Below are 15,079 nucleotides of genomic sequence, written 5' to 3'. Positions count from 1 at the left end.
CATCTAAAACTCCAACTGGTAAAGGGCTTAAAAATCAAAACTCACCGTCGCACCGATACGGCGGCGGCTACCCAGCGTGGGAATGTATTCCGGCTGGAAGGACTGAACGATGAAAAACGCGTTCGATACATATTGTTTGTCAAACAGGTTTCGTGCCCAGATAGAAGCGGACCAATTTTCTCCGCGAACACCCAAGGTGGTGTTCACCAACGCCCGTGGCTCGATGCGTGCTGCATTGATTTCAGAGACGAACTGGCTGGATTGGCCAGCCAAATCAGCCCTGCCGAAAACGTCGAAAGCGCTGGTCACTGGCACTTCGCCTGACACGCCCACATTCCACTGCCATTCCGATGTTCTGGGAACCGCATTGCCGCCGACATCACCATTGGCATTGCAGACTACATCATCACAGATAGGAATAGCGCCAAAGGAGCTCGAACCCGATGTCAGCAGACGCTCTGAAATGGTCCCTTCGTCAAAGGCTGCATCAATATAGGCAAGACCGCCATTGATCGAGAACCCGTCAGCAAATTCCCAGAACGCCTCAACCTCGATACCTTTCGACGATGCGCTTCCAATATTGTCGGTAATCAGGCTTACAAACGGCGCCGGGACCGTTGGCTGGCGCTGAATTTGCAGGTCGCCCCAGTCAATATAGAAGGCTGCAATGTTGAATGTTGCTGCACCGTTCAAGAAGGTGTTTTTCAAACCGATTTCATAAGTCCAGTTAGTTTCCGAACCGAAGAAACGGTCTTCTTCCACCAGACCATCAGGCGAATTGATGCCGCCCGATTTGAAGCCTCTTGCAACTGACGCATAGAACAGATTGTCGTCGGTGATGCGATAATCGATGCTGCCGCGACCGGTAAAATAATCATCGGGTCGCACAAACTGTTCATCTGCAATCGAAAGCAAATTGGTCAGCGTAATTTCTTCATCAGTGTAACGGCCTTCAAGGCTGATATTCAGCCTGTCGTCGGCGAGCGACAATCCTGCGCGGCCAAACACAGCGAACTTTTCTGTGTCGGTAATAGCACTTTGCGTGGGATTACCCTGAATGGCTGTAAACGGTGTGGTCGCATCGACGCCCAGTGGGATAAAAGTGCCGCTGAACTGGTTGAAATCCGAACCATCCTGATAATAGACACCCGCCATCAGGTAGAGCCCCTGATCATTGTCATAGGCCAGGCGCGCTTCGTGAGTCTTATAGGAGAAGTCACCAACCGGTGAGAACGTGAAAGCGTTTTGGCCGACACCAAAGGGAAACTGGAAGAATTGGCTGAAGAACAAACGAGTGCCCACCAAAGGATCGCGATCGCTAGTTCCTGCCGAGAACACATCGCCAGAATAGCTGCCAAACAGATAGCTGAGCGACAGATTGTCTGTGATGTCCAGATTGGCACCGACGCGGTACAAATCTGATGACGCATCAAGGCCAAATCCGCGCGGATCTAGAACAAAGCCTTCCACGCCCAGCGAGCTAACAGGCGGGGACGAAGGCAAGGTTCCGCAGAACAACTGGAACCCTTCACCATTGGGATTGCTGCAATTGGCATCCTGCACTGCGGACACACCCAAGGCCGCAACAGCGGGATCAATGTTGCGTGTCAGGCGATAGGTCGGGCCTTGCTCACTAACCGTTTCAAAACGATAATAATCGAAATCAACGGTAAGCGCGCTAAATGGACGCACGCTGCCTCCCACTTGGACTGACGATTTTTCATATCCGCCAATGCTTTCATCTGTGCCCGGATTGGGTGCCGATTCTGCCAATGGGTGAATATTGTCAAAGTCACCATCAAATTCAGAACGCCCCAACGCGAGGCGCACGGACAAAACATCATCGATGACTGGAACAGACAGATCACCAAAGACATCGAAGCCGCCATTTTCGGAGAACGATACTTTGCCCGATGCCTCGATCTCGTTGAGGCTGCGGCTGGTCGTGATGTAGTTGATAACGCCGGAAAAGGCATTGGCGCCGTAAAGTGCGCTTTGCGGGCCTTTGACAACTTCGATACGGTCGAAATCGGTGGCGCCAATATCGAATGCGTAATTGCGCGGAATGTTGATCCCATCAAGGAACAGAGCCACGTTGGTTTCCAGCGAAGTGACCGAAAACTGGCTGGTTCCGCGAATGGTGGGTGATCCAAAACCGCCATTCGAGAAATCCTCAAACACCAGGCCTGGTGTTTGTAAGGCGACATCTTCAAGCTCGACGATTTGGCGTTCTGCAAGATCTTCCTTGGAAAGCGCTGTGATCGAGCCTGGAACGTCCTGGATGCTCTCTTCAACTTTGCGCGCCGTCACAATGATGACGTTAGAGCTCACTTCTGCCTCGGCCTCTGCCTCCTGAGCCATGACTGGAAACGCTGGGACCAGAATTGCAGCCGCAAGACTTGTAGTGGCGAGTGCTTTTGTCTTCGAGTTCATGAGTTCCCCCGTCTGCCTTAGCATTTGTATGTTGCGCGAGCAGGCTAACAGTGCGCTTGCGAAATTCTGTCGCACCAGTTCTGTTTTATTCGGCAAGCGGATAGTTTTTTTGCCGTCTCAATAAAATCAAGAGGTTGGCGGATCAAAATTTTTCCAATTCTGCCAATCGCGCGTCACAAAAACCTCGTCGATGAGGGTTCGCATGTAGCATTTCCCGTCACGGAACCACTGCCAGGTGCGGGACTTATTTTTGTTTTCCTTATCGACCTGGATAAACTCATAAAGATAAACGCCGGGCTCGCCCTTTCGAACCCAGTTCAGGCACATGCTCAGATCATTGTCATCGGGCAACATTGCCCCGCAAGATCCCTTGATATGCTCATTGTCCCACCAAATGCGGCCATCCCGATAGCTGGCGGGAAAGTCGCGCGCTTCATGTCGGCCATCCGTCCAATAATAGTGGTTGGTTTGATGGTAATCAGCTGGTTTTGCGTCATCAGGCAAACGGCAGAGCAAGCGCGATTTGTGCTCGTCCACCTTTTCGCCCGTCTCTGCGTCGTAATAGCGGTAGACGCCTTCCCAGACGCCTTCAGCTTTCGCCAGCAATGGCATATTTTTGCGAATGGGAGTCAATTCTACCATGAGCGTTTCCTTTGCTATTCAATTCGTAATCAAGTGCTGGAGCCGACTTCGAAGCCTTTGTTCAAAGGGGCCGATGCGTAGATGAGGATGTCGGCCAATCGGCCATGCTCATCAATTTCAAAAAAGTTGCAGTTCGACATATGCGTTTCGGTTCCGTCTTCCTCGATCAAAGAGATGTTGAACCGCACTGCCAATCTTCGTGCTTCGGTATCGGCAACCGGGATAAAGTCCCGGAAATTGATTACCGGGAAACTCGTTATGAAATCCTGCAGATGATCGCGCAGCGCTTGCTTGCCGGTGTACGTGAAGTTGCTCGATGGAATGCGCATTTCACACTCCTCGGTGACACCCTCCATGACGCCATCCAGATCATGCGCGTTCAATTTCAGGAAGAAATTGTCGATCCCTGCTGCCAAAACTTGCTCTCTTGTCAAAGACATGGCTCTGCCTCCTCTGGCCGAGTGACCAACCGCACAATGTCAGCGAGCAAAGTCTCCTCGCCGCTGGTATCCATCGCTTCAAACACGGCGGATGGTTCGGACGCGAAACGCGCAACTGCAAAGCTAAGGCGCGCCTTTTCAATCTCATCTTCGCGCGCAAGCGGCCTTGATGGTGAACCAAAAGGCGCGTCAATCTGCGCCTCAAGCACGCGACCATCCTTGAGCTCGACAACTATGGTTTGCGGGCCCAGCGCATTGGGATCGGGATTATCATCCAAGATGACATGAACCTTTTGCGCATCTTCGATGGCTTGGGCTTCGGCGAAATACCGCCCCCTGAACAGTCCTGGATCAATCGTCCCGCGCCGGATCATCATGGGCGCCACGCATTGCAAACACAGCCGCGCATAGGCACCTTCCATCTCCGCAGAATATGGGCGCCCTACCAGCAACAGGATAAGCGAGGGAACATGCGCGGTCAGCGAGACAACATCGCCCATTGAAAACACGGCCTGCTTTTGCAGGTCCATAATCGCGGTGAGCGTGGCCTGCGTGGCGCGGCCAGCCGGGAACGGCTTGTGCGCAACTTCAGTGATTTTCCACGGCTTCGCATATTGCTCAAGCGCATCCTCAAAGTCTCCGCCAGCCTCAACCAATGTGAAATAGCCAAACTTGCCATCGATGATATCTTTCGGGCCGGTCAGTCCAGCCTCCGCCAGATCAGCAGCGGTTAAAGCCGCGCGTGCAGCAATGCCAATTTGCATCGGCAACGCCTCGGAACCCTCCCAATGCGCCTGCATCGTTCCCGACACTTGGCTATAGGCAAGCCCCAGCAAACGGATCATTGTCTCGCGGTCAAACTCCCTCAACAACCCGATCGCAACCGCCGCTCCCATTAGGCCGGCGGTGGAAGGGCGAAAGAAGCGCGGGTGATCTTTGGCAGCAGCGCCAAACATCACGGCCACCTCGACCGCAATCGTCAACGCAAAAAGGCAATCATTGAGCTTACACTTTTCCGCCTGCCCTTCGCTCAAAATCGCGGCAACCGGCGTGCACAGGGCAATAACAACAGATGGTTCATGCAACGCATCCCATTCCAGACAATGAATCTGAAATCCGTTCACCACTGCTGCGGAATGCGGCGATAAAACAACCCCGGGCCGGCCAAGAATCTGGCACATACCCTTGCTACCCCGATCCCATTTGCGCACCGCCGCTAGCACCTTCCGACTGCCCGGATTGGCCACCCCGCCAACACCTGTTGTCAAACTGTCAGCAAGAAATGTCTTGGCGAATTTGAGCGCTTCGGGAGGAAGGTCCGCCGGGCTCGAGCACAAGATACGGTCGACCAATCGTTCGGTCATTTTGCCGCCCGATCGGTCGATCAACTCTGCCGGTTTTTGAACCTTGCTCATAGTCCAAATAAATACGGCCTAAATCATTTCAGGAGCAGGCAAATCGGCGTTCTTATCGACTGGCGGATAAAACGGCGCCCCGCCGAAATCCTACCGTTTTATCCCACGCAGGATCATGTTGGCCAATGCGGCATTGTCCCATGTGAAACCTTTTTGTGGACTTCCCCCATCCGCAGGATCACTAGCTCTTCCGACGGAACCAGATAGGCGACCTGATTGCCGTTTCCATCAAATAGGAAGACGTCATCGGCAAGATAAGGCTCGCTGTGATAAACGCCGGTGGGGTTACTCTTCGTACCGAGAAATCCGCGCTTTTCCAGATACGGGCTGCCCAGCCACACGCCGAGACCATAGTGCGGATTGTCGGGCGATGGCTGACGGATCTGATCGACAAAACCATCCGGCAACAAACGCGTCCCGCCTGTCATGCCATCGTTCACCAGCAGCACCGCAACCTTCAGCCATGTTTGCGCGGGCAATTCCATACAACAGCCCGAATGCGCGAGGCCGCCCTCGCGGTTGATCCATATCTTGCCGCCCGGCGCGCCAATGGGCCGGAAAATCTCATTGCCGATAAACTCTTCATATTCGCGGCCCGTTGCCCGCTCGATCAATAGCGCGATCAGATCGCTGGCTGCATTGGCATAAGCAAAACGCGAACCCGGCGTATCGGTAAGCGGATATTCATCGACAATATACTGGCCGTGATACGGGTCGAGATAGGCGCGCGGAAATGGGCTGTCGAAGCTCATATCGAAGCCCTGTTCGAGCATACCGGAATGCATGGTGAGCGCGTGGCGGATGGTCATGGCTGCTTTAGGCGTACCCTCCCATTCGCTCACGAAATCGGCGATTGGTTGATCGAGGCTGTCGATATGGCCCAGCGCCATTGCCCGGCCCACGGCAACAGCCGTCAATGGTTTGGAAAGCGATTTGGAATTGAGCTGTGTATCAGCGGCGGCACCACCGAAATAATGTTCGGCTACCAATTCGCCCTTATGCCAGACAAGCAGTGCAGAGCTGGCCGCATCCGAGGCATATTGCGCTGCCGCATCTATGGCTGCGGTATCAATCGAACCGTTGGCGGCCAAGGTTAGCTTGGCATTTGCAGGATCAGCGCCAGGAATATCGGCCAGAATATCGTATACCGCCCGCCCGCGACCTTGAATGGTTTCCAGTCGCTGCTGGTAGAGAACCTCTGACGATGCAGGTCGCTCGCTCCACGAGGCGATGCCTTGCTGGCCATCCGATACCGAACAACCCGCCATCAAAGCCGCACCGCTGCTGGCGAGAGCGAAACGATACAAAGCCTGCATAGTCAAAATCCTTTTGAACGCGTCGCGTTTACACGTCGCCCTTAGCGATGTTGTCCAATGTCGAGAGATAGCCATCATGGCTCTGCTGCAACGCCTGTTCTTCGGTGCGCTTGAGCGCCACGTAATAAAGCGACTGCAAGAATTCATCGCGCCGCGCGGCCCGGCCTGCTTGGCATTCCTCATCGGCGACGAACCCTTCGATCTCTTCGGAGAGAATAATGCCTTTTTGCTCAGCAATCTGCTCAATCGTGTCCAGCCGGTCGCGCATGGCGTTAAACTCGCCTGCCAGGGTGAGGATCATGGACATGGCCTCGTCCAAACCCTCTTCGGCATAAAATTCAGGCCGCCTGCCTTTTGAAAAGCGCGGTAGGCGTGATGCGGGTGTTTCAGCGTCCATGCTCAATCCTTCCTTGCGATCAGGACTTCCCAGCCAGCGCCGGGGGCAAATTCACCTGCAACGAATTCCTGCTCTGCGTCAGGCGCCGGCTCAGGTGCGAAGCCTTCGGGGATGAAGAAGGGAGCGGTGTCGAAGCGCACGGCCTCTTTGGCAAAACCGGCATCAGCGGCCATTTGCTCTTGATCCAGATCACGCATCGCGCCCCAGAACGGTTCGTTGTTGTAATAGGTTTCATTGTCCAGAATGAACTGGTTGAACGCGCCCATTTTGAGGAAGGGCGGTAGATCGGCATGGATCATATACCCGCCCGGCTTGAGCAGCCGGTAACATTCCTCGAATATTTGCGGCATCGCCTTGCCGCTGGTCTCGTGCAGCAGGATATGGCTCACGATCAGGTCGAAGCTCTCATCCTCAAAACCAGTTTGCGACGCATCGCGCTGCATAAATCCAACGTCCAATCCCTTGGCGGCGGCGCGGGCGTGGGCATAGCGGATGCACGGCCCGCCAACATCAATCCCGGTCACATCAGCATCAGGGAACACTTCTTTGAACGGCAGGGTCGAATGGCCGACGGTGCAACCCATATCGAGAATATTAGTAGGCGTGAAACCGTTCAATTGCCGCTCGACATACTGGCAGACCGAGCGCCCCATGCCGTCATTGTCCGGCCCCATCATACCCATCGAATAAAGATAGACGCCGCGATCATAGAGCGCCCCTGCAGCAACATCCTGCTGGTTTTCTTCGGTCGAATAGCCGCCTGGCATACAGTGAATATCAATCGCGCTGACATAGCGCGGAACTTCAAACTCGGATGAAGTCTCCACAGGCGCTTTATTGGCGTTAGAAAGCCTGGCCGCAGCTGCGTTCATCGCATCGAGATCGCGCTCAATCGGCGCTTGAACGGATGACCAGATCATCTCCTGCGCCACACGGTTGGTAAGCGCATAAGTCTGGAAATAGGGATCAGCGACCATGCCCTCGCGGATTTGGTGGCGGTCAGCCGGCTCTTGCCCGTGCTTTTTCTTGTAGGCCTTCGATACTCGCCCCTCGAACACAGGGCCGAGTCCCGGCAAAAGGCGATCTTGGGTAAAGCGCTTGAGGCTCATCGCGAACTCTTGCTTTGCAAGGTCATCGTGATTGCCGACGACAAGCATATCGTGCTTTGCCTGTCCCGAAACAAACTGCGCCAACTCAATTCTCCTGAGCCCATGATGTCGTATCGCAAGTATTTATATGAGAGTGGTACTTTGGGCACCGTGGTTACTCATCTTGAAACGCCATTTTAGCCGCGTAGCGGTCAGTCCTGGAGTCCAAGCTGGTTCAGTACGACAGACGGGTATCGTTCTGGGCAGTGGATGAACCATATTAAATGCCGGGATCGAATTTATGTCGAATGAAGTCAAATCCGCAAAGAACGGTGGCGAAACAGGCCAAACGACGATCACAAATCACTGGGTTGGATACGCTTGGGCATTGTCCTATTTTGCGCTCAGCATCACCAATATGTTGATGCCCCGCGAAGACAAAGCCAATGCCATGCGAGAGGTGTATCGCGGCTGGCATTATTCGATTGGATTATTGGTCACGATCTTCAGTATCTGGGTGCTGATCCGGCTTTGGAAAAGCCGCGATTTACCCACAAACGTCCACTTGCCCGCGGCAGCCAACAAATGGGCTTTCGCATTAGCGTTTGTGAGCGCTGCCCTATTGTCCATCCCTTGGATTTTCGGGCTTTTGAGCGGCTGGGGCAGCGGCTATGATCTCTATCTCTTCGGATTTGTCGATATTCCTACTTTGATGGGGGAAGATCGTGCTCTCTGGCTATTTAATGGCTATTTTCATGCGGCAATCGGCTTCGCTGTTCTAGTCCTTTCGCTTGTCACTTTGATCACCTCCATTGTTTTTCTATTCGCCTATGGTCAGGGGCTTTTGAAGTCTTTCCCAATCGGTTTTGGCTTTTTCACATTGTTAAACGGTGCGTTCACGGCCTTTGTATCGGCGACTTTTGATGGATACGAGAAGGGTCCGATTGCCCTTGCTATCTTTTTGGCAATTTGCGCCGGCATTTGGGGCCTTGCGAAACTGTTCAAACGGTATCCTGGAACTGGCGAAGCAAGAACTACGGCATCGCCCGGCGTCGGCGCTATTTCACTGACTGTCGCATTCGCGCTCAGCCTGCTTGGTGTTTACGGCCCATATGGAATGTTCCGCGTTAGCCCTATCGAGAGTGGAGAAATGGTGGAGGCGCCCGAGGGGGTAACATCTCACAGCGGACCACTGGTGACCGTCCAAGTCACACCAGAAACGGCACTCGAGCGCGAAGTCCGCGAAGAAAACTACAAGTGGTGCACATTCTGTCATACCGTTAAGCAGGGCGAGAAACACTTGGCCGGCCCCAACCTCTACGGCATTTTTGGTCGAGAGATCGGCACCGTTCCAAACTTCAATTATACCAAGGCGATGGCCGCCCACGGCAAGGAAGGAACAGTCTGGACCGACGAGCTCATGGATGAGCTGATCACTGATCCAGATGCATTTGCGCCGGGCACCACGATGGTCGTGTCCCGTGGCAATATGACTGATCCAGAAAGAAAAGCTGCCCTCATTAATATTCTTAAGAAAGAAACCATGGGCGACGCTGTTGAGGAAGTCCCCGCTCCGTGAACCCAGCTAAACCAAACGAGTTCGTTAAAGGTTGGAAAAGCCTATTTTCAGGGATGATTGGCGTGTCCACTGGCACGTCCCCGTTGCCTTTCAACACACTGCCGATTGTTATTGGGCCGATCAATTATGCAATGGGTTGGTCGTTCCAAGAAATCAGCATTGGGATAACGATTTACGGTATAATGGGCTGCATTTTCGCCCCCGCCGTAGGCGCGCTCGCTGATAATTTTGGGACCAAGCGCGTTGCACTAACATCACTGCTTTTGTTCGGCTTTGCGTTTGGCTCGATGGCCTTTGTGCCGGGGAAATTGTCGGCATTCTATCTGTTCTGGGCGATCATAGGTATGGTCGGGATTGGCTCGTCTCCCGTCACTTGGAGCCGGACCATCAACCTGTGGTTCTACGAGCATCGAGGGCTCGCACTTGGGATCCTTTTGGTTGGGACCAGCATAGCCGGTTTCATCGTGCCGCAAATCGCCAATGCTGTGCTCCAATTGTCTGATTGGCGGACAGTATTTCTAGTCCTCGCGGCCCTTCCGCTGTTCGTGGGCTTCCCCATCGCGTTGCTACTGTTTCGCGACCCGGATCCCGATGAACGCCCGGTTGGAAATACGGCAATGCAGGGCAACTTGCCGGGCATGACACTGCGCGAGGCGGTTACCGGTTACAAGTTTTGGGTGATGTTCGTCTCGATCGCCTGCATCGCGCTCGCTTATGGCGGGGCGCATATTCACATGGTCCAGATGGTCATGCCGCATGGCTTCACCTCAGGTTCCGCCGCAACCATTATGGGTGTGGTGGCAATCGGCATTTTGTCAGGCCGCGTGATCGTTGGCGTGCTGTTTGACAAATTCTGGGCGCCCGGTGTCGCTGCACCGGTTTTGGCCATGCCGGTTATCGCCTGTTATTTCCTGATCGGTTCGGACACGCCAACGTGGCTCGTATTTGTCGCGGGCTATCTGATGGGGTTTGCCGCAGGGGCGGAAAGCGACATGATCGCCTATATGGCCAGCCGCTATTTCGGTGTGAGGAATTATGGCAAGATCTACGGATTTCTGTTTCTGCCATTCGGCGTCTTTTCCTCCTTGTCCGCAACGATGTACGGAACCGTCAGAGATTCCACCGGCAATTATGATCTTGTATTGACCTGGGCGATGGGCCTGTTCGCCTTTGGCGGTCTGATCTTGCTGACTCTAGGGCGATATCCAGTCTGGGATAGCACTCCAGCTAGTAAAAATGCCGAGATAGATCAGCCCCCCGCAGGCTTAGAACCAACGGGAACCTGACCATGAAGCGTGAAGATATCGCCCCACCCTACAATGCTGTTGCTCAGCATGATGTGTTCCCAAAACCCGGCCATGATGATGCTGCGCGTTTCAATTTTTTGGCCAATTTCAATCGCTATATGGCGAGCGAATTGGGGCCGGGGAACAAACGCGCCTATGATACGCAAGTCCTGCCTGCTTTCATAAAGGAGCATGGCCGCGAGCCGAAAGACCGGTTTGAAATTCGCAAGGCCATGAACCGCAATCCCTGGCACCAATTCTGGTCCGCGCTCAAACGCAATTCGATGGAATATCGCCAGCACCAAGGGCGCATGATGGTCTTGCGCCAGCTCGATAGCCTGATCCAAAAGACCGAGGCCCTGAATGCAGGCAGCAACCGGTTGGTGCTGGATGAAAGCGTAGAGATACCGCGCTACCAAGCGGCAGTCGATATTCACTGTATGCCGGGCAGTTATCACGGCGAGGAATGCCCCGGCGATATTTCAGCCGGTGCCAATTACGATTGCGGAATTTTCGCAACCACGGCGGGCTCAATCGGAGCGCTTTCTGATGGCGGCGGTCAGGCTTTGGTCAAATGGATCAAGCAGGAAAAGCCCGGTTGGACCCCGCGCCGCATCCTCGATATCGGCTGCACCATCGGGCACAATATTGTCCCGCTGGCACTGGCATTCCCCGATACGGAAATCATTGCAATTGATACGGCCGCGCCCGTGCTGCGTTACGGCCATGCCCGCGCCAAGGCCCTAGGCGCTGAAAATATCACATTCCTCCAACACAATGCGGAGGATCTCTCGCGGTTTGACGACGGATATTTCGACTGGGTGCAAACGACCATGTTCTTGCACGAAACTAGCGGCACTGCCCTGCCCGCGATCATCAAAGAGGGATACCGGACCTTGGCTAAAGGCGGAGTGATGTTCCATCTGGAACAGCCCGCCTACACTGATACCATGCCGCTCTACGAACAGTTCATCCGCGATTGGGACGCGTTCAACAATAACGAGCCGTTCTGGTCATCCATGCACGCTATCGACCTGAATGATGTAATGGTAGAAGCGGGCTTTGAGCGAGATGCTTTGTTTGAAACCCATGTGAAGGCTGAGGTCGACCAAAGCGTATTCCCGACAACAGCCACTGACGGTGAAACCGAAGATCATGGCCGCGCACCGGCTTGGCATGCTTTCGGAGCTTGGAAATGAGGAAACGTCTGGCAGTTTTGACGGCGGCGCTGTTTATGAGCGCCTGCTCAACCGGCGAAGGCCTGGAGCCGGTCGCGCCAGCAGCCGTCACACAGGCTCCAGCTAAACGCGACGTTGCCGCTTATGCCCAAAGCATGGCGGGCACGACCGTTATCGATGTTGACCGGTTTGAATTCACTACAGACATTGCAGGCTGTTCAGCGACCTCATTGCCTCGCGATATTCCAGCACCGGGAAGCGCCCTCGACACCGCCATGGGCAAAGCGAAAAGCTATTCCGACACCGCCAATGGCACCAGCCTGCTGGTATTGATCGACGGCAGGATCGTCCACGAAAGCTATGATAACGGGCTGACTGCGGATGGCCTTACCGATAGCTATTCGATGCAGAAATCCTTGTTGGCCCTGACGTTTGCAGCGGCGTTGGATGATAAGGTTATCACCTCGCTTGATGAGCCTGTAGGGTCATACATTCCTGAGTGGGCCGAGGACGATCGGGGAACCACAACCTTCCGCAACCTGTTGCAAATGGCCAGCGGATACAAACCCGCCCCTTTTGGCGGCCCGGCGAGCGTCGCTCTTTTGTGGAGTGATGATATCAATTCTGTCGCCTTGGCCACAGAGGCCGAAAACCCGCCCGGACAGCAATTCTGGTATCTCAATTTGAACAGCCAGATCGCTGGCTACGCGCTCGACAAGGCGCTGAAAAAAGCAGGCAAGAGCAGCTATATTGACTACTTCCAAAGCCGGATTTGGTGTGCCTTGGGCAATGGTCCAGCGAAAATGTGGCTCGACCGCACAGGCGGCTCACCACATTACTTCTCCGGCATGTTTGCCACAGGCCGCGACTGGGCACGCGTTGGTGAGATGCTTCGCCAGCAAGGCACGGCAGGCGGCGAACAGATCATTTCGGCCAAGAGCATGGCCGAAATACTGACCCCCTCGCCCACCAATCCGAATTATGCCGCGCATATATGGCTGGGCAAAGAGTGGAAGGCGATGCGCCAATACAATCCATCTCCTGCAGCCGCTGTTGCGCAGTCAGAGCCATATCTGGCCGATGATGTGATCTTCTTCGACGGGTTTGGAGGGCAAAGAGTATATGTTGTGCCATCCGCTTCATTGACTGTGGTCAGAACGGGGATGGTCAACTTCGGCTATGACGACGCAATAATCGTCAACGCCTTGCTGTCAGCTCTGTAGCTTGGGTAGCCGCACTGCGAATAATAGCGCGAGGCGCCAGACATTTCTGAGTGAAATGCCCATAGATTGCTCAATAGGTTGAGTTTTAGGGCAGCTTGGAATGAAGCAATTGAAGACCAAAGTTGTGATTGCGGGAGCTGGCCCGGTAGGCGCGGTGACCGCCTATTACCTGGCTGAAAAAGGCATTGATGTTGTTCTCCTAGAAGCGGGCAACAGCAACGCGCAGGATCTGCGCGCATCGACCTTTCACCCGCCAACATTGGAGATGCTCGACGAGCTGGGCATCACAGACAAGCTGATCGAACAGGGCTTAAAGGCTCCTGTGTTTCACTTCCGCGAACGCAAGACCGGAGATGTGATTGATTTCGATTTAGGCGAAATTTCTGATGTCACAAAATTCCCGTTTCGCATCCAATGCGAACAATATCATCTCTCCTCGATGTTATCCTCAGCGCTGGAACACAAGGAGCGGGCGCAGGTTCTCTTCAATCACCGCGTTGTTGGATTTCACCAGCATAGCCGGGGCGTTGAAGTTTATGCCGAGACGCCAGAATCAATCGTTCGGATTGATGCCGATTATCTAATTGGTGCCGACGGCTCGAACAGCATTATCCGCAAGTGGTTGGAGACGGAATTCATCGGCTTCACCTACCCGGAAAAGTTCCTCTGCTTCAGCACAGAAGAGCCGATTGAGGAGACGATTCCTAACCTCAGCTATGTCAATTATGTCTCTGATCCAGAAGAGTGGATGGTGCTGTTGCGGGTGCCGAAATTGTGGCGTGTTCTTGTCCCCACAACGGAAAATCAAGGCGACGATTTCCTCACGTCAGACACCTACAAAACCGATGTATTTGATCGCCTTATTGGCAACGGCGCCAGCGTCGAAACCAAGCATCGGACAATCTACCGCGTGCATCAACGTGTTGCCAAAAAGTTTGTCCATGACCGTGTGATTATTATTGGTGATGCGGCCCATTTGAACAATCCGATAGGCGGATTTGGCATGAACAGCGGCATCCATGATGCAATCAATCTGTGCGAGAAGATGGAACGCATTTACAAGGGGGCGGATGCGGACGCTTTGCTCGGCAAGTTTGAGCGCCAGCGCTACAAAACCACCCATGATTTCATCCAGGCGCAAACGATCCGCAACATGGAATATCTGGCGCAAGGCGATGATACAGAACACCAGCGGCGCAAATCCGAGATGGAGCGCAATCGGTCTGATACAGACCTGCGGCGCTCCTACCTGTTGCGGCAGTCGATGATCGAAAGCCTCGAAAAACAAAAAGCGATTGCGTGAGATGCCGCTGAGACCACGGCCAAACACTGATGCGCAAGGGCATAGGGCCTTGTTCGGTGTGCTAGGCCCGTCAACAAACACGATCGTCCAGCCTGATTTTGACGACATGCGTCCGGTTGGCGTCACCAACCATTACAGCCGAATTGTCGTCGATGATGCGCAGGCGATCTCTGATGAGAGCTTTATGGCCGGGACATTGGAAATCTCGCGCAACACTCTGGACGCAGTTCGCGGAGTGCTCACGTGCAATCCCGATTTTCTGGTCATGGGCATGTCTGCCGTTACCTTTTACGGCGGTGCAGATGGCGCACAGAAATGGCGCGAGAATATCGAGAGCGAGGCTGACCTCAAACTGTGCACCGGCTCCCAATCACTGATTGAGGCGTTTAGCGCCTATGGCGGGATCAAACGCATTGCAGTGCTGTCGCCCTATTACCCATCGGCCAATGCACAAGTGGCCCATTTCATGGCTGATCACGGCATAGAAGTGGTCCGCGACATCTGCCTGCGCTGCCCTAGCTGGACAAGCATTGCGCAAGTCAGCACGGCAATCCTTCGCGATCAGCTCAAGGCGTTGGATGGCGATGATATTGATGCGCTGGTTCAGGTCGGCACGAACCTGTCCATGACCCGGCTGGCGGCTGCGGCTGAACTGTATCTGGGCAAGCCTGTGATCGCGATCAACACTGCCACCTATTGGAATGCGCTAAGGCAGAACGGCTTTGAGGATAAGATCGCCGGCTTCGGGCGGCTCTTGGAAGAATTCTGATGCTGACAAA

At 54.1% G+C, this 15,079-nt stretch carries 13 protein-coding genes; 6 read left to right on the top strand and 7 right to left on the bottom strand.

Annotated features, from left to right (window positions below; translation table 11 throughout):
- Positions 1–27 precede the first annotated feature (27 nt).
- The 7 genes from AC0V6M_RS08710 to AC0V6M_RS08680 form a co-directional block, all read right to left on the bottom strand.
- On the bottom strand, positions 28–2,433 hold the full coding sequence (locus tag AC0V6M_RS08710) for a TonB-dependent receptor (RefSeq protein WP_486138426.1): 2,406 nt from the start codon (positions 2,431–2,433) through the stop codon (positions 28–30).
- Between the two features lie 126 nt (positions 2,434–2,559).
- Positions 2,560–3,045 (bottom strand): DUF3598 domain-containing protein, encoded by a 486-nt coding sequence (locus tag AC0V6M_RS08705; RefSeq protein WP_486138425.1) that lies wholly within the window; start codon positions 3,043–3,045, stop codon positions 2,560–2,562.
- A 59-nt stretch (positions 3,046–3,104) separates the two neighbouring features.
- Entirely contained in the window at positions 3,105–3,515 is a 411-nt protein-coding gene (locus AC0V6M_RS08700) for a nuclear transport factor 2 family protein (protein WP_486138424.1), read from the bottom strand.
- Positions 3,506–4,930 (bottom strand): MmgE/PrpD family protein, encoded by a 1,425-nt coding sequence (locus AC0V6M_RS08695; RefSeq protein WP_486138423.1) that lies wholly within the window; start codon positions 4,928–4,930, stop codon positions 3,506–3,508. The genes AC0V6M_RS08700 and AC0V6M_RS08695 overlap by 10 nt, the downstream gene beginning before the upstream one ends.
- Before the next feature lie 113 nt (positions 4,931–5,043).
- Entirely contained in the window at positions 5,044–6,246 is a 1,203-nt protein-coding gene (locus AC0V6M_RS08690; RefSeq protein WP_486138422.1) for a serine hydrolase domain-containing protein, read from the bottom strand.
- A gap of 28 nt (positions 6,247–6,274) precedes the next feature.
- Positions 6,275–6,643, bottom strand: a complete 369-nt coding sequence (locus tag AC0V6M_RS08685; RefSeq protein WP_486138421.1) for a hypothetical protein — start codon at positions 6,641–6,643, stop codon at positions 6,275–6,277.
- Between the two features lie 2 nt (positions 6,644–6,645).
- Positions 6,646–7,836: a class I SAM-dependent methyltransferase gene (locus AC0V6M_RS08680; RefSeq protein ID WP_486138420.1), complete on the bottom strand. Its 1,191-nt coding sequence runs from the start codon at positions 7,834–7,836 to the stop codon at positions 6,646–6,648.
- A 196-nt stretch (positions 7,837–8,032) separates the two neighbouring features.
- Here AC0V6M_RS08680 and AC0V6M_RS08675 point away from each other — a divergent pair, with 196 nt between their 5' ends.
- From AC0V6M_RS08675 to AC0V6M_RS08650, 6 genes are all read left to right on the top strand, one after another.
- Positions 8,033–9,310: a hypothetical protein gene (locus AC0V6M_RS08675; protein WP_486138419.1), complete on the top strand. Its 1,278-nt coding sequence runs from the start codon at positions 8,033–8,035 to the stop codon at positions 9,308–9,310.
- Positions 9,311–9,372: 62 nt separating this feature from the next.
- A complete protein-coding gene (locus AC0V6M_RS08670) occupies positions 9,373–10,596 on the top strand; it encodes an MFS transporter (RefSeq protein ID WP_486138418.1) in 1,224 nt (407 codons plus the stop codon).
- A gap of 2 nt (positions 10,597–10,598) precedes the next feature.
- Positions 10,599–11,795, top strand: a complete 1,197-nt coding sequence (locus tag AC0V6M_RS08665; protein ID WP_486138417.1) for a class I SAM-dependent methyltransferase — start codon at positions 10,599–10,601, stop codon at positions 11,793–11,795.
- Entirely contained in the window at positions 11,792–12,997 is a 1,206-nt protein-coding gene (locus AC0V6M_RS08660) for a serine hydrolase domain-containing protein (protein WP_486138416.1), read from the top strand. The genes AC0V6M_RS08665 and AC0V6M_RS08660 overlap by 4 nt, the downstream gene beginning before the upstream one ends.
- Before the next feature lie 100 nt (positions 12,998–13,097).
- The gene (locus AC0V6M_RS08655) at positions 13,098–14,300 is read left to right on the top strand and encodes an FAD-dependent oxidoreductase (protein WP_486138415.1); all 1,203 of its coding nucleotides are present in this window, start codon (positions 13,098–13,100) and stop codon (positions 14,298–14,300) included.
- Between the two features lies 1 nt (position 14,301).
- Positions 14,302–15,069 carry a maleate cis-trans isomerase family protein gene (locus AC0V6M_RS08650; protein WP_486138414.1) on the top strand — a complete coding sequence of 256 codons (768 nt, stop codon included), beginning with the start codon at positions 14,302–14,304 and terminating at the stop codon, positions 15,067–15,069.
- The last annotated feature ends 10 nt before the right edge of the window (positions 15,070–15,079 follow it).

This window comes from Erythrobacter sp. JB3-1 (assembly GCF_057364995.1).
The sequence above is the reverse complement of the archived record's forward strand: the minus strand, read 5'-3'. Positions and strand labels throughout refer to the sequence as shown.

Excerpts from the sequence above, each read along its gene's own strand:
- AC0V6M_RS08705 (WP_486138425.1), bottom strand. The coding sequence starts at position 3,045 with ATGCCATTGCTGGCGAAAGCTGAAGGCGTCTGGGAAGGCGTCTACCGC.
- AC0V6M_RS08650 (WP_486138414.1), top strand. The coding sequence starts at position 14,302 with ATGCCGCTGAGACCACGGCCAAACACTGATGCGCAAGGGCATAGGGCC.
- AC0V6M_RS08685 (WP_486138421.1), bottom strand. The coding sequence starts at position 6,643 with ATGGACGCTGAAACACCCGCATCACGCCTACCGCGCTTTTCAAAAGGC.
- AC0V6M_RS08655 (WP_486138415.1), top strand. The coding sequence starts at position 13,098 with ATGAAGCAATTGAAGACCAAAGTTGTGATTGCGGGAGCTGGCCCGGTA.
- AC0V6M_RS08665 (WP_486138417.1), top strand. The coding sequence starts at position 10,599 with ATGAAGCGTGAAGATATCGCCCCACCCTACAATGCTGTTGCTCAGCAT.
- AC0V6M_RS08695 (WP_486138423.1), bottom strand. The coding sequence starts at position 4,930 with ATGAGCAAGGTTCAAAAACCGGCAGAGTTGATCGACCGATCGGGCGGC.
- AC0V6M_RS08675 (WP_486138419.1), top strand. The coding sequence starts at position 8,033 with ATGTCGAATGAAGTCAAATCCGCAAAGAACGGTGGCGAAACAGGCCAA.
- AC0V6M_RS08690 (WP_486138422.1), bottom strand. The coding sequence starts at position 6,246 with ATGCAGGCTTTGTATCGTTTCGCTCTCGCCAGCAGCGGTGCGGCTTTG.
- AC0V6M_RS08700 (WP_486138424.1), bottom strand. The coding sequence starts at position 3,515 with ATGTCTTTGACAAGAGAGCAAGTTTTGGCAGCAGGGATCGACAATTTC.
- AC0V6M_RS08660 (WP_486138416.1), top strand. The coding sequence starts at position 11,792 with ATGAGGAAACGTCTGGCAGTTTTGACGGCGGCGCTGTTTATGAGCGCC.
- AC0V6M_RS08710 (WP_486138426.1), bottom strand. The coding sequence starts at position 2,433 with ATGAACTCGAAGACAAAAGCACTCGCCACTACAAGTCTTGCGGCTGCA.